Annotated in this window: 12 protein-coding genes; 1 reads left to right on the forward strand and 11 read right to left on the reverse strand. The window is 71.4% G+C overall.

The genetic code is table 11. The features are described from left to right. Nucleotides 1–6 precede the first annotated feature (6 nt). From fdhA to ABC271_RS01745, 4 genes are all read right to left on the reverse strand, one after another. Complete coding sequence (fdhA, locus tag ABC271_RS01730; RefSeq protein ID WP_412923195.1) at nucleotides 7–1,224, reverse strand: formaldehyde dehydrogenase, glutathione-independent; 1,218 nt, start codon at nucleotides 1,222–1,224, stop codon at nucleotides 7–9. Between the two features lie 196 nt (nucleotides 1,225–1,420). Next, on the reverse strand, nucleotides 1,421–1,864 hold the full coding sequence (locus ABC271_RS01735; protein ID WP_412923196.1) for an iron chaperone: 444 nt from the start codon (nucleotides 1,862–1,864) through the stop codon (nucleotides 1,421–1,423). A 445-nt stretch (nucleotides 1,865–2,309) separates the two neighbouring features. Further along, on the reverse strand, nucleotides 2,310–2,765 hold the full coding sequence (gene sufU, locus ABC271_RS01740) for a Fe-S cluster assembly sulfur transfer protein SufU (protein ID WP_412923197.1): 456 nt from the start codon (nucleotides 2,763–2,765) through the stop codon (nucleotides 2,310–2,312). Further along, nucleotides 2,762–4,009: an aminotransferase class V-fold PLP-dependent enzyme gene (locus ABC271_RS01745; protein WP_412923198.1), complete on the reverse strand. Its 1,248-nt coding sequence runs from the start codon at nucleotides 4,007–4,009 to the stop codon at nucleotides 2,762–2,764. Before ABC271_RS01745 ends, sufU begins: the two co-directional genes overlap by 4 nt. A 254-nt stretch (nucleotides 4,010–4,263) precedes the next feature. On the opposite strand from ABC271_RS01745, the gene ABC271_RS01750 reads away from it, so the two are divergent. Beyond that, entirely contained in the window at nucleotides 4,264–4,737 is a 474-nt protein-coding gene (locus tag ABC271_RS01750; protein ID WP_412923199.1) for a hypothetical protein, read from the forward strand. Between the two features lie 355 nt (nucleotides 4,738–5,092). On the opposite strand, the gene ABC271_RS01755 is transcribed toward ABC271_RS01750, so the two are convergent. From ABC271_RS01755 to ABC271_RS01785, 7 genes are all read right to left on the reverse strand, one after another. Further along, entirely contained in the window at nucleotides 5,093–5,764 is a 672-nt protein-coding gene (locus ABC271_RS01755; RefSeq protein ID WP_412923200.1) for a response regulator, read from the reverse strand. After that, nucleotides 5,764–8,274, reverse strand: coding sequence for a DUF4118 domain-containing protein (locus tag ABC271_RS01760; RefSeq protein ID WP_412923201.1), 2,511 nt, complete (start codon nucleotides 8,272–8,274; stop codon nucleotides 5,764–5,766). The genes ABC271_RS01755 and ABC271_RS01760 overlap by 1 nt, the downstream gene beginning before the upstream one ends. A gap of 422 nt (nucleotides 8,275–8,696) precedes the next feature. After that, entirely contained in the window at nucleotides 8,697–9,287 is a 591-nt protein-coding gene (gene kdpC / locus ABC271_RS01765; RefSeq protein ID WP_412923203.1) for a K(+)-transporting ATPase subunit C, read from the reverse strand. Nucleotides 9,288–9,298: 11 nt separating this feature from the next. Then, on the reverse strand, nucleotides 9,299–11,440 hold the full coding sequence (gene kdpB / locus ABC271_RS01770) for a potassium-transporting ATPase subunit KdpB (protein ID WP_412923204.1): 2,142 nt from the start codon (nucleotides 11,438–11,440) through the stop codon (nucleotides 9,299–9,301). A gap of 2 nt (nucleotides 11,441–11,442) precedes the next feature. Beyond that, nucleotides 11,443–13,113, reverse strand: a complete 1,671-nt coding sequence (gene kdpA, locus ABC271_RS01775; RefSeq protein ID WP_412923205.1) for a potassium-transporting ATPase subunit KdpA — start codon at nucleotides 13,111–13,113, stop codon at nucleotides 11,443–11,445. A gap of 11 nt (nucleotides 13,114–13,124) precedes the next feature. After that, nucleotides 13,125–13,205: a K(+)-transporting ATPase subunit F gene (gene kdpF / locus ABC271_RS01780; protein ID WP_412926087.1), complete on the reverse strand. Its 81-nt coding sequence runs from the start codon at nucleotides 13,203–13,205 to the stop codon at nucleotides 13,125–13,127. Further along, nucleotides 13,202–13,390 (reverse strand): hypothetical protein, encoded by a 189-nt coding sequence (locus tag ABC271_RS01785; protein ID WP_412926188.1) that lies wholly within the window; start codon nucleotides 13,388–13,390, stop codon nucleotides 13,202–13,204. Before ABC271_RS01785 ends, kdpF begins: the two co-directional genes overlap by 4 nt. Nucleotides 13,391–13,719 lie beyond the last annotated feature (329 nt).

Raw genomic sequence — 13,719 nt, forward strand, 5'->3', positions numbered from 1 at the left:
TGTCACTCAGGCGCGGATGTACCCGTTCGGGTTCAACACGTACTTGCGCGGCGCGCCCTTGTCGAAGTCGGCGTAGCCCTGCGGAGCATCGTCGAGAGAGATCGGCGTCGCGTTGACGGCCTTCGCGATCTGAACCTTGTCGTGCAGGATCGCCTGCATCAGCTGTCGGTTGTACTTCATGACCGGGCACTGGCCCGTGGTGAAGGACAGCGACTTGGCCCACCCGAGCCCCAGGCGCAGCGACAGCGAGCCGACCTTGGCCGCCTCGTCGACCCCGCCCGGGTCGCCGGTGACGTACAGACCCGGGATGCCGACCGCACCACCGGCCGCGGTCACGGTGAACAGCGAGTTGAGCACGGTCGCCGGTGCTTCGTGTCCGGCATCGGCGCCGTGACCGCGGGCCTCGAAGCCGACCGCGTCGACAGAGGCATCCACCTCGGGAACGCCGAGGATCTGTTCGATCTGCTCCCCCGGATCGCCCTGCGACACATCCACGCTCTCGAACCCGAGCGAGCGTACCTGCGCGAGGCGCTCGGGGTTCAGGTCGCCGACGAGCACGGCGGCCGCGCCCAGCAGCTGCGCGCCGACGGCAGCGGCGATGCCGACCGGCCCGGCGCCCGCGATGTACACCGTCGAGCCGGGGCGGACGCCCGCGGTGACCGCCCCGTGGAAACCCGTGGGGAAGATGTCGGACAGCATCGTCAGGTCGAGGATCTTCTCGAGCGCCTGCTCGCGGTCGGGGAAGACCAGCAGGTTCCAGTCGGCGTACGGAACGAGCACGTACTCTGCCTGACCGCCGACCCAGCCGCCCATGTCGACATAGCCGTAGGCGCTGCCGGGACGGTCCGGGTTCACGTTCAGACAGATTCCGGTCTTGCCCTCCTTGCAGTTGCGGCAGCGGCCGCACGCGATGTTGAAGGGGACCGAGACGATGTCGCCGACCTTGACGAACTCGACGTCGGGGCCGACTTCGACGACCTCACCGGTGATCTCGTGGCCGAGGACGAGCCCGGCCGGCGCGGTGGTGCGTCCGCGCACCATGTGCTGGTCGGATCCGCAGATGTTCGTGGCCACCGTGCGCAGAATCGCGCCGTGCGGCACCTTCCGCCCGACGTTGGCGGGATTGACCCCGGGGCCGTCTTTCAGCTCGAACTCCGGATAGTCGGTGTCGATGACCTCGACGACCCCGGGCTCCTTGTACGCGACTGCTCTGTTCCCTGACATCTTCGTCCTCTCCAGCCGGTGGCCCGACCGATCGTGTCGTGCAGGCAGGGTCCTAGACCCCCGACGCGAGACGTCCCGTGCCGAGACGTCGGCGCGACGGATGCCTCCACGAAACGCCGAAGGACGGAGAGGGGCAAGACAGGTGCGGCTTCGCGCCGCGAGGCGTAGGGTGCAACCCGTCCTGAGGTGCGTCGCGTCAGGCCCCCGGCGCCGCCCGTCGCACGAGAGCCCGGATCGTCTGCTCGACCTCGGGGGTGACCTCGAGCACCGCGTACGACACGGGCCACATCGGGCCGTCGTCGAGCTGGGCGGTCTCGTCGAAGCTCACCGTGCCATAGCGGGTCTTGAACTTCGACGCCGGCTGGTAGAACACCACGACCTTGCCGTCCTTGGCGTACGCCGGGAAGCCGTAGAACGTCTTCGGGGTGAGGTGCGGTGCCTCCTCGAGCACGATGACGTGCACGCGCTCCGCGATAGCCCGGTCGGCGCCCTCGAGCTTGTCGATCGCCTCGAGGCAGGCGTCGTTCTCCTTCTCGAGCTTCGCCGCGCCCTTCAGGCCCTTCATGGCCTTGAGCTCTTCGGCCCGCTGCTTCATCGCCGCGAGTTCTTCGTCGCTGAATCCTGCTCCGCTGGCCGCCATGGCATCCATCCTTCCGACGTCGTCGCTCCGCAGACTAGCGCCGCCGGCCGTCGCTCGCTCAGCGATTCGCGCTCGGTCAGTCGCTCGGGGGTGGATGCCGGTGAGGTTGTGCGGATCGCTGAGGTTGCGCAGGTGGCGTGGGTGCGCGGTGCGGGGGTGCAGAGTGCTACGCAGGGTCAGCGACGTGCGTTCGCTCAGTCACGGAGGCTCGGATGCCGCTGAGGTCGTGCGGATCGCTGAGGTTGTGCGGGGGCGGGCAGGCGCAGCGCGGGTCGCAGAGGTTGCGCAGACCGCTGCGGGTGCGGGTGCCGGGGTGCGGCGCTCGCTCAGTGATTCGCGTTTGCTCAGTGGGGTGGGTGGGGATGCCGCTGAGGTTGTGCGGATCGCCGAGGTTGCGCGGCGGCGGGCAGGCGCAGACAGGCCGGCGCACGAGGAGCCGGGGGCGTCAGGCCTGGCGCAGCCCCTCTTCGAGCGCGACCCACGCGAGCATCGCGCACTTCACGCGCGCGGTGTACTTCGAGACGCCCGAGAGCGCGGCGGCGTCGGCGAACGTCTCCTCGTCGAGGGGGATCTGTCCACGCGAGCGCAGTGCCTCGCGGAACTTCCCGATCAGCGCTTCGGCGTCGGTACGCGGCATCCCGTCCTCGCCGCCGTCCTCCTCGAGCAGGGCGACGAGCATCGACGCGGACGCCTGCGAGATCGAGCAGCCCGCGCCCTCCCAGCTGACGGATGCCACGCGGTCGCCGTCGACGTCGACCCGCAGCGTGATCTCGTCGCCGCAGATCGGGTTGCGCTGATGCACCGTGGCGGAGTGCGCGCCGGGGTCGGCGAGTCCGAAGCCGCGGCGGTTCTTCGAGTGATCGAGGATCAGCTCCTGGTACAGCGACTCGAGCCCGCTCATGCCATCGCCCCCACCCCGAAGAACGCCCGGACGCCGGAGACGGCATCCAGGAAAGTGTCGACCTCTTCGATCGTGGTGTGGATCGCCGCACTCGCGCGCACCGACGCCGTCAGGCCGAAGCGGCGGTGGAGGGGCTGCGCGCAGTGGTGCCCGACGCGCACGGCGACGCCGCGACTGTCGAGGAACTGTCCGACGTCGTGCGCATGGACTCCCTCGACATCGAAGGCTTGTAGCGCGACGCGGTCGGCGGCATCCGTGTCTCCGAGCAGGCGGATGCCGTCGATGGAGCGGAGCCCCTCACGCATGCGCCGTTCGAGCGCCGCCTCGTGCGCGTGAGCGGCATCGCGGTCGAGGTCGCCGAGCCAGCGGACCGCGGCCGCGAGCGCGACGGCCTGCGACACCGGCTGCGTGCCCGCCTCGAAGCGCTGCGGCGGCGGGAGGAACTCGGCCGTGTCGAGCGTGACGGTCGTGATCATGGAACCGCCCGTGGTGAACGGCGGGAGCGCGTCGAGGACCTCGTCGCGGCCCCAGAGTCCGCCGATCGCGTACGGACCGAAGACCTTGTGGCCCGAGAACACGGCCAGGTCGACGCCGGATGCCGGGAGGTCGAGGCGCAGGTGCGGCGCCGACTGGCATGCGTCGAGCACTGTCAGCGCGCCGACGCTCTCGGCGAGGGCGACGAGCTCGGCGACCGGGTTCACGATGCCCAGGACGTTCGAGACGTGCGGGAAGGCGACGACTCTCGTGCGCTCGCCGATGAGGTCGGTCGCGGCGGTCATGTCGAGGGTGCCGTCGTCGTGCACGGGGATGTGGCGCAGGCGCGCGCCGGTGCGGGCGGCGAGCTCCTGCCACGGGATGAGGTTCGCGTGGTGCTCGGCCTCGGTGACGACGATCTCGTCGCCCTCGAGGAGACGCCCCGCGTAGCCGAGCGAGCCGGCGACGAGGTTGAGGCCGGCCGTGGCGCCGGAGGTCCAGACGAGCTGTTCGGGCGTACCGCCGACGAAGGCGGCGACGGCGGCACGGGCGTCCTCGAACAGCTCGGTCGCCTCGGCGGCGAGCGTGTGCGCACCGCGGTGCACGGCCGCGTTCGCGTGCTCGAGGAAGTCGCGCTCGGCATCCAGGGCGGCACGCGGCTTCTGGCTCGTCGCGCCGGAGTCGAGGTAGACGAGGGGTCGGCCGTCGATCTCGGTGCCGAGGATCGGGAACTCGGCCCGCACCGCGGCCACGTCGAAGGGGGTTGTCACCCCTCCAGGCTACGGCGTGGCGCGTGGGGAGGCGCTGGCGCGGCCGGGCCGTGGTCGGGGCCGGGCCCGTGCGGGTCGGGGCCGCGCTACGGTCGCCGAGACTCCATCGCGCCGACATCTCCCTTGCAGGCTGCGCGTGACTTGACGGCGCGGTGAAGTCTCGCGGATCGGGAACCGTCAGGAACGGGCGCGAGGTCGTACGGAAAGCGTGAGCGCCCCGGGAGCGCGGTCGCCCGGAGCGTAGACCGGATGCCATGACCCTCACCGCCCTCCTTCCCACCCTGCGCGCGAGTATCCCCGCGCCCTTCGACGCGGCCGCGTGGCCCGCCGGTGCCACGCCGACGCTCGACGATGTCACCGTCCGCGCGGTGTCCATCGGCCGCTACGCCGACATCTGCGGCACGCCCTGCGTGTGCACCGGCCCCGCGGTGATCCCGGCGTCGGGAGGGGTGGCATCCGCGGTGCATTCGACGACGGTGGTCGTGGCGACCGTCCTGGATGCCATGCCGGGAACGCTGCGCATCGACGCGTGCGTCGCGGAACTCGACGCGGTGTGGCGCGAGGTGCGGCTGATCGGACGGGTGTCGCACGCGTACGACGAGCGATTCGCGATCGTCGACGCGCGCGGCTTGGCCGCCGGGAGCGTGATCCTTCCCGGGGACGTCCGGTCGGGGGACCGAGTCGCGTTCCCGTGCCCCGGGTGCCACACCGTCGGTGAGGTCCGCTGATGCTGGTGCACTCGATCGTCTACGCGTGCCGCTGCGCCCGCGTGCAGGCGGAGTTCGAGGCCGTCGACGCCGAGGAGCCCGCGCCGAACTCCTGAGATCTGGGCCGAATTCGGGCCGGATGCCGCGCGGTGGGGCCAGAACGACGGGTTTCTCCGGAGTTGGGCACGTGCCGCGATCCGGCAGCGGCGTGGGCGGCGGGTCAGCCGTACCGGGCCGCCGTGTGCCGAACTCCTGAGTTTTCGGCTCGATTCGGACCGGATGCCGCTCGGCGCGGCCGGAACGGCGGGTTTCTCCGGAGTTGGGCGCGCGCCCCGATTCGACCGCGGCCGTGACCCGCCCCCCACCCCCGCCCCCGCTACAGCACCAGGCGGTACCCCATGCCCTGCTCGGTCAGCAGGTGCGCGGGGGCGGAAGGCTCGGCCTCGAGCTTCTTCCGGAGCTGCGACATGTACAGGCGCAGGTATCCCGAGTCGGCGACCTGTTCGCTGGCCCAGATCTCCTTCAGCAGCGTTTGGCGCGTCACGAGCGAACCGGGGTTGCGGGCGAGGAACTCGAGCATCCGCCATTCGGTCGGCGTCAGGTGCACGCGGGTGCCGGCACGCGTCACGGCCTTGGCCACGAGGTCGACCTCGACGTCGCCGAAACGCACCACCGACTCACCGCTCGTCGGAACCGTCCGCCGCCCGTGCACGCGCAGGCGCGCGAGCAGCTCGTCGATCTGGAACGGCTTGGTGACGTAGTCGTCGGCGCCGGCATCCAGCGCCTCGACCTTGTCGGCGGAACCGGTGCGTCCGGACACGACGATGATCGGCGCCGTCGTCCAGCCCCGCAGTGCCTGGATCACCTGCACACCGTCGAGGTGCGGCATCCCGAGGTCGAGCAGCACGATGTCGGGGTGCGCCTGTGCGGCGAGTGTGATCGCGGCGGCGCCGTCGGCCGCGGCGACGACGTCGTACCCGTGCGCGGCCAGGGTGATGCGCAGCGCCCGCACGAGCTGCGGGTCGTCGTCGGCGATGAGGACCTTCATCACAGCTCCGTTCGCGACAGGGACATAGCGGACTCCACCGGCAGAGCGATCACCATCGTGAGGCCGCCGCCGGGAGTGTCCTCCGGTGCCAGCGTGCCACCCATGCCCTCGGCGAAGCCGCGCGACAGCGCGAGACCCAGGCCGAGTCCGACGGTGTTGTCGGTGTCGCCGAGGCGCTGGAACGGCGCGAACATGTCGCTGCGGCGTTCGGGCGCGACCCCCGGCCCGTGGTCGATGACGCGGATCTCGGCCACGCCCCCGAGGCGGCTCGTGGCGACGCGGGCGCGCTGTCCGTCGGGGGTGAACCGCACGGCGTTGCTGAGGACGTTCACGAGCACCCGCTGCAGCAGCACCGGATCGGCGCGGAGCGGCGGGAGATCCGGGTCGAGGGCGAGCTCCACCTCGTCGGGACCGAGGCCGAGTTCGTCGAGCGCCGCGAGCACGACGCCCGCCGCATCGACCGGCCCGAGCGAGACGGCGAGCACCCCCGCCTGCACGCGGCTGACGTCGAGCAGGTCGGTCACGAGCACCGACAGCGTCGCCAGGCTCTCGTCGGCGGTCTCGAGCAGTTCGCGCCGGTCCTCCTCCGACAGGTGGTCGCCCGCGGCGCGGAGGCCCCCGAGCGCCGCGACGGCGGCGGCGAGCGGCCGGCGCAGGTCGTGGCTCACCGCCGACAGCAGGGCGCTGCGCACCTGGTCGGTCTCGGCCAGGATGCCGGCTTCGGCGGCGGTCTCGGCCAGATCCGTGCGCTCCAGGGCGGCGGCGAGCTGCGCGACGATGACGTCGAGGAGGCGCCGCTCGGTGGCATCCAGGTCTCTGCCGTGCAGTTCGAGTCGGGCGCGTCCGTCGCCGATGGGGATCGTCGTCGCCCGGCCGTCGCGCACGGGCTCACCGTCGGTGGCCATGACGGACTCGTCGGATGCCACGAGCCGCACTCCCGCCAGGCCGAACGCCTCGCGGGCACGGCTGATGAGTGCCGGCACGGCGCTCTCGCCGCGCAGGACGCTGCCCGACACGGTCGCGAGCAGCTCCGACTCGGCGGCGGCCCGGCGAGCGGCTCGTGCCCGACGTGCGGCCTGGTCGACGACGATGCTGACGAGCATCGCGATGACGACGTACAGGACGAGGGCGATCGCGTGGATCGGGTCGGCGATCGTGATCGTGTACACCGGCGCGATGAAGAGGAAGTCCAGGGTGAGGCCCGACAGCACGGCCGCGAACACCGCGGGCCAGATGCCGCCGATGAGGGCGACGATGACGACGAGCAGCTGATACGCGAGCACGTCGGTGGTGATGGACTCGTCGGTGCCGGTCGCGATGAGCAGCCACGAGAGCAACGGTCCGCCGGCCAGGGCGGTGACGAATCCCAGGATGCGTCGCTTGGCGCTGAGCGCCGGGCCCGTGAGACGGGGGAGCGCGAAGCGTCCGCCGGCGCGTGCGTGGTTGACGATGTGCACGTCGATGTCGCCGGAGAGACGGATGACGGTCGCGCCGATGCCGGGACCGGTCAGGGCTGCGCCGAGGCGTCCGCGCCGACTGACGCCGATGACGAGCTGTGACGCGTTGACGGACCGCGCGAAGTCGACGAGCGCGGCGGCGACGTCGTCGCCCACGACCTGGTGGTACGTGCCGCCGAGCGACTCGACGAGCGCGCGCTGCGCCGCGAGGGCGCCGGGCTCGTCGGCGCGCAGCCCGTCCTGCGTCGACACGTGCACCGCGAGCAGCTCGCCGCCGGCCGACCGCGCGGCGATGCGGGCACCGCGGCGGAGTAGCGTCTCTCCCTCGGCACCACCGGTGAGGGCGACGACGACGCGCTCGCGCGCCTGCCACGATCCCTCGATGCCTTGCTCGACGCGGTACCGCTGCAGCGCCGAGTCCACCTCGTCGGCGAGCCACAGCAGGGCCAGCTCGCGCAGCGCCGTGAGGTTGCCGAGGCGGAAGTAGTTCGACAGGGCGGCGTCGATGCGCTCGGCCGGATAGACGAACCCGGCCGAGAGGCGATCGCGCAGCGACTGCGGCGCGAGGTCGACGACCTCGATCTGATCGGCGGCGCGGACGATGGCATCCGGAACCGTCTCACGCTGCACCACGCCGGTGATCTTCTCGACGACGTCGCCGAGCGAGGCGATGTGCTGCACGTTCACGGTCGTGATGACGTCGATGCCCGCGTCGAGGAGCGTCTCCACGTCCTGCCACCGTTTCTCGTTCGTCGAGCCGGGGGCATTGGTGTGCGCGAGCTCGTCGACGAGGGCGATTCGTGGATGCCGTGCGAGCACGGCATCCAGGTCCATCTCGTCGAGGTCGACGCCGCGGTGTGCGACGTCCCGGCGCGGAACGACCTCGAGCCCCTGGGCCTGAGCGGCGGTGGCGGCGCGCCCGTGCGTCTCGACGATCGCGATGACGACGTCGTGGCCCTCTTCGCGAAGCCGGCGCCCCTCTTCGAGCATCTCGTACGTCTTGCCCACGCCCGGTGCGGCGCCGAGCAGCACGCGCAGGTGCCCGCGCTTCACGAGACGCTCCGGGGGGCGGGGGTTCCGGTTGCGCGGGCGCGGCTCGGTGTGGGGTGTGGGGTCGGTGCGGGGTGGTGGGTCGGCGCGGGGTGTGGGGTCGGCGCGGATGCGGCTTGGGTGGCGGCGAAGTGCGCGTGGGGGCGTTGGGTCGCGGCGAAGTGCGCGTGGGGGCGGTGGGTCGTGCGAAGTGGCGCGATGGAAGCGGGGGTGGGGTGTGGGGATGCGGCTTGGGTGGCGGCGAAGTGCGCGTGGGGGCGTTGGGTCGTGCAAAGTGGCGCGACGCAACGCAGCGCGACGCAACGCAGCGCGACCCAACGCGGCGCGGGGCCGCGCCGCGTCCCCGCGGACGCGCCGAACCGCCGCCGCCCGGGGAGGGCGACGGCGGTGGCCGGGAACGGACGCATGTCAGCGATTCTCGCGCGTCATCGGGCGTCCAGTGCGCGATTGAGCTCGAGCACATTCACGCGCGGGTCGCCGAGGAAGCCGAGGTCGCGGGGCAGGGTGTGCTCCGCGACCAGCGCCTCCACGTCGGCGGCAGGGATGCCACGGGCCTCGGCGACCCGCGCGACCTGGCGCTCCGCGTTCGCGACGGAGATGTCGGGGTCGAGGCCCGAGCCGGAGGCGGTGACCGCGTCGGCCGGGATCGTGCCGGCGCCGTCGAGCAGGCGCGAGGCTTCGGCCCGGTCCGAGATCGAGGCGATGAGGTCCTCGTTCTCGGGGCCGAGGTTCGACCCGCTCGACGCCGCGGAGTCGTACCCGTCGCCGGCCGACGAGGGACGCGACTGGAAGTACTGCGGGAGTGCCTGGCCGTCGGCATCCTGGAACGACTGCCCGATCAGCGACGAACCGACCACGGCGCCATCGGCGGATCGGACGAGCGATCCGTTCGCCTGCGCGGGGAGGGCGAGCTGGCCGATCCCGGTGATCAGCAGCATGTAGCCGACGCCGAGGAGGACGGTGAAGACGAGCATCGCGCGGACGGCGACACCGGCGGTACGCAGAGTGGTGCGCATGACAGGACCTTTCAGAAACCCGGGAGCAGGCTCACGACGAGGTCGATGAGCTTGATGCCGATGAAGGGGACGATGACGCCGCCGAGCCCATAGATGAGCAGATTGCGGCTGAGGATGCTCGACGCGCTCGCCGCGCGGTACTTCACTCCGCGCAGCGCGAGCGGGATGAGCACGATGATCACGATCGCGTTGAAGATGATGGCGCTGAGCACCGCCGAGGCCGGCGACGACAGCTGCATCACGTTCAGCACCGCGAGCCCGGGGAACACGCCCATGAACATCGCCGGGATGATCGCGAAGTACTTCGCGATGTCGTTGGCGAGCGAGAACGTCGTGAGCGCACCGCGGGTGATGAGCAGCTGCTTGCCGATCCGCACGATGTCGATGAGCTTCGTCGGGTCGCTGTCGAGGTCGACCATGTTGCCGGCCTCCTTCGCGGCCGACGTGCCGGTGTTCATCGCGACGCCGACGTCGGCCTGCGCGAGCGCGGGGGCGTCGTTCGTGCCGTCGCCGGTCATGGCGACGAGGTTGCCGCCCTCCTGCTCGCGTCGGATGAGGGCCAGCTTGTCCTCGGGCGTGGCCTCGGCGAGGTAATCGTCGACGCCGGCTTCGGCGGCGATCGCCTTCGCCGTGAGCGGGTTGTCGCCCGTGATCATCACGGTGCGGATGCCCATGGCCCGGAGCTCCCCGAACCGCTCGCGCAGTCCGTCCTTCACGACATCCTTCAGGTGGATGACGCCGAGCGCGCGTCCTTCGCCCGCGGGCGACAGGGTCGCCACGACCAGGGGCGTACCGCCGGACTGGGCGATGGCATCCGTCTCGCTCGTGAGGGTCGCCCGCAGCGCGTCGGGGACGGGCGCCCCGGATGCCGCGAGCCAGGCGACGACGGCGGATCCGGCGCCCTTGCGCACCTGCGTGCCGTCGGTGAGGTCGAGGCCGCTCATGCGGGTCTGGGCCGTGAACGGCACCGGCTCCGCACCGCGGGGCATCTCGGCGACGATTCCCTGCGCCGCGGCGAGCTCGACGACCGAGGTGCCCTCGGGCGTGGGGTCGGCCTGCGACGACAGCGACGCCGCCTCGGCGAGGGTCGGGGCACCGACGCCCGGCATCGGGACGAACGCCGACGCGCGACGGTTGCCGTACGTGATCGTTCCGGTCTTGTCGAGCAGCAGTGTCGTCACGTCGCCGGCCGCCTCGACGGCGCGGCCCGACATCGCCAGGACGTTCCGCTGGACGAGGCGGTCCATACCGGCGATGCCGATGGCGCTCAGGAGCGCGCCGATCGTCGTGGGGATCAGGCACACGAGCAGCGCCACCAGCACGGGGATCGACACGGGGGATGCCGCGTACGAGGCGATGGGGTTCAGCACCAGCACGACCACGACGAACACGATCGACAGGCTGGCCAGCAGGATGTTCAGCGCGATCTCGTTCGGCGTGCGCTGGCGCGAGGCGCCCTCGACGAGCGCGATCATCCGGTCCACGAACGTCTCGCCCGGCTTCGACGTGATCTTCACCACGATGCGGTCGCTGAGCACGCGCGTGCCGCCGGTCACGGCGTTGCGGTCGCCGCCGGACTCCCCCACCACCGGGGCCGACTCGCCCGTGATCGCCGACTCGTCGACGGTCGCGATGCCGGCCACGATGTCGCCGTCGCCGGGGATCAGCTGCCCCGCCTCGACGAGCACGACATCGCCGACGCGCAGGTCGCCCGACGGCACGTCCTCGACGGACGCGGTGGATGCCAGGGCGTCGGCCTTCGCGTCGTACGAGACGACGCGGCGGGCCGTGGTGGTCGTGCGGGTCTTGCGGAGCGTCGCCGCCTGCGCCTTTCCGCGACCTTCGGCGACCGACTCCGCGATGTTCGCGAAGAACACCGTGAGCCACAGCCAGATCGCGATGCCCCACGTGAAACCGAAGGGCAACGAGGCGTCGCCGCCGCCGAGGAACGGCTCGGTGATCGCGATGAGGGTGGTCAGGGCCGCCCCCACCCAGACGAGGAACATGACGGGGTTGCGCCACTGCGACGCGGGATTGAGCTTCTTCGCGGCGCCCGGCAGGGCGGCCACGACCTGCGCGGTGCTGAACGCGCGGCGCGGGGCGGCCGGAGTCGGGGCCTCGGCGGGTGCCGGGGCGTGGGTGAGCGTGGACATGATCAGACGAGTCCTTCGGCCAGGGGTCCCAGGGTGAGGACCGGGAAGTAGGTGAGGGCGGTGACGATGACGGCCACGCCCGCGAGGAGGCCCGCGAACTGCGGGCGGTGTGTCGGCAGGGTGCCGGCGGTGGCGGGCACGGCATCCTGTGCCGCGAGAGAACCCGCCAGGGCGAGCACGAACACGATCGGCAGGAAGCGTCCGAGGAGCATCGCCACCGCGAGGGCCGTGTTGAACCACGGGGTGTTGGCGGTGAGTCCCGCGAACGCGGAGCCGTTGTTGTTCGCCGCCGACGTGAACGCGTAGAGCACCTCGCTCAGCCCGTGGACGCCCGGGTTCCAGATCGACGTCGACTCGACGTCCTCTCGGATGCCGGGGAGCGCGAAGCTCAGCGCGGTACCGGCCAGCACGAGCGTCGGCGTGACGAGGATGTACAGGCTCGCGAGCTTGATCTCGCGCGGCCCGATCTTCTTGCCGAGGTACTCGGGGGTCCGCCCGATGAGCAGTCCGCCGACGAACACCGCGATGACCGCGAGGATCAGCATGCCGTAGAGGCCCGAGCCGACACCGCCGGGCGCGATCTCGCCCAGCATCATGTTGATCATCGGCATCATCCCGCCGAGGGCCGTGTAGCTGTCGTGCATCGAGTTGACCGCGCCCGTCGAGGTGAGGGTGCTGGTCGTGCCGAACAGCGTCGAGCCGAAGATGCCGAACCGCACCTCCTTGCCCTCCATCGCACCGCCGGCGAGTTGCGGGGCGGTCCCGGCTGCAGCGAGCTCGGCCCACGTGAGCAGAGCCGCGGATGCCACGAAGATCGCCGCCATGACGCCCAGGATCGTGTAGCCCTGGCGGTCATCGCCGACGATGCGGCCGAACGCGCGGGGGAGCGAGAACGGGATCACGAGCATCAGGAAGATCTCGAACAGGTTCGTCCACGGCGCGGGGTTCTCGAACGGGTGCGCCGAGTTGACATTGAAGAATCCGCCGCCGTTGGTGCCGAGAAGCTTGATCGCCTCCTGGGATGCCACCGGCCCACCGGGGATGGACTGGGCCGCGCCGGCGAGGGTCGTGGCATCCGTGAATCCGGTCAGGTTCTGGATGACGCCGCCGGCGAGCAGCACGACCGCCGCGACGATCGAGAACGGCAGCAGGAGCCGGTAGGTGCCGCGGACGAGATCGACCCAGAAGTTGCCGATCACGCCGCTGCGGCGGTACGCGAAGCCGCGCACCAGCGCCACCGCGATCGCGATGCCGACCGCGGCGGAGACGAAGTTCTGGACCGTCAGCGCCGCGAACTGCACCGTGTAGCCGAGCGTGGTCTCGCCCGAGTAGGACTGCCAGTTCGTGTTCGTCACGAACGAGACGGCGGTGTTGAACGACAGGGCTTCGCCGGGGGACTCGAGCCCGAGCGAGAACGGCAGCAGCGCCTGCAGGCGCATGAGCGCGTACACGAAGACGACTCCGGCGGCGGAGAACAGCAGCACCGACCGCAGGTACGCCTGCCAGGTCTGCGCGCCGCGGGGGTCGACGCCGATGAGACGGTAGGTGCCGCGTTCGACGGCGAAGTCGCGCCCGCCGGTGTAGATGCGGGCGATGTAGTCGCCGAGCGGGCGGTAGGCCAGGCCCAGGGCGACGATGAGCGTGAGGCTGGTCAGGACGATGGACCAGATCATTCCGGCATCCATCAGAACTTCTCGGGGTGAAGGAGGGCGATCACGAGGTACACCACGGCGGCGACCGCGAGGACGGCGGCGAGGACGGTCATGCCGAGTCGCCCCCTCGGGTGGGTGCCTGGGTGGTGCCGGACGCGGGTGACGCCGGGGCGCCGTGGCCGGGGGTGCGCGCGGAGGGAGCGCCGGGCTGCGGGCCCAGCTTCTCGACCCCCTGCGCGATGAGGGCGACCAGCGCGAAGAGCGCCAGGATCGCGACGAGGTAGACGACATCGAGCACGATGACTCCAGATTCGGGAGCTTCCGCGCGACTGCTGTGGCGCGGGCGCCGCGGGGCGGCACGTGTGTCGATGCAACTCCTGTGCGCGGTGGCATCCGGCGGTCCTAACGGTTTCCCTACGGCCCGCCGTCCGACGCATACGCCCTGCTCACGCCGTGCCCCCCCCGCTGTGCCCCCGCCCGTGCCCCCGCCCGCGTGCCCCCCCACTTCCCGCGAGACTTCATCGCGCCGACATCCCCCGCGCAGTCTGCAAGGGAGACGTCAGCGCGATGAAGTCTCGGCGGAAGGGGCCCACAGCAGTCGCGTGCGGTATTCACTCTTGCTGAGTA

Source organism: Microbacterium canaveralium, from assembly GCF_047238045.1.
GTDB lineage: Bacteria > Actinomycetota > Actinomycetes > Actinomycetales > Microbacteriaceae > Microbacterium.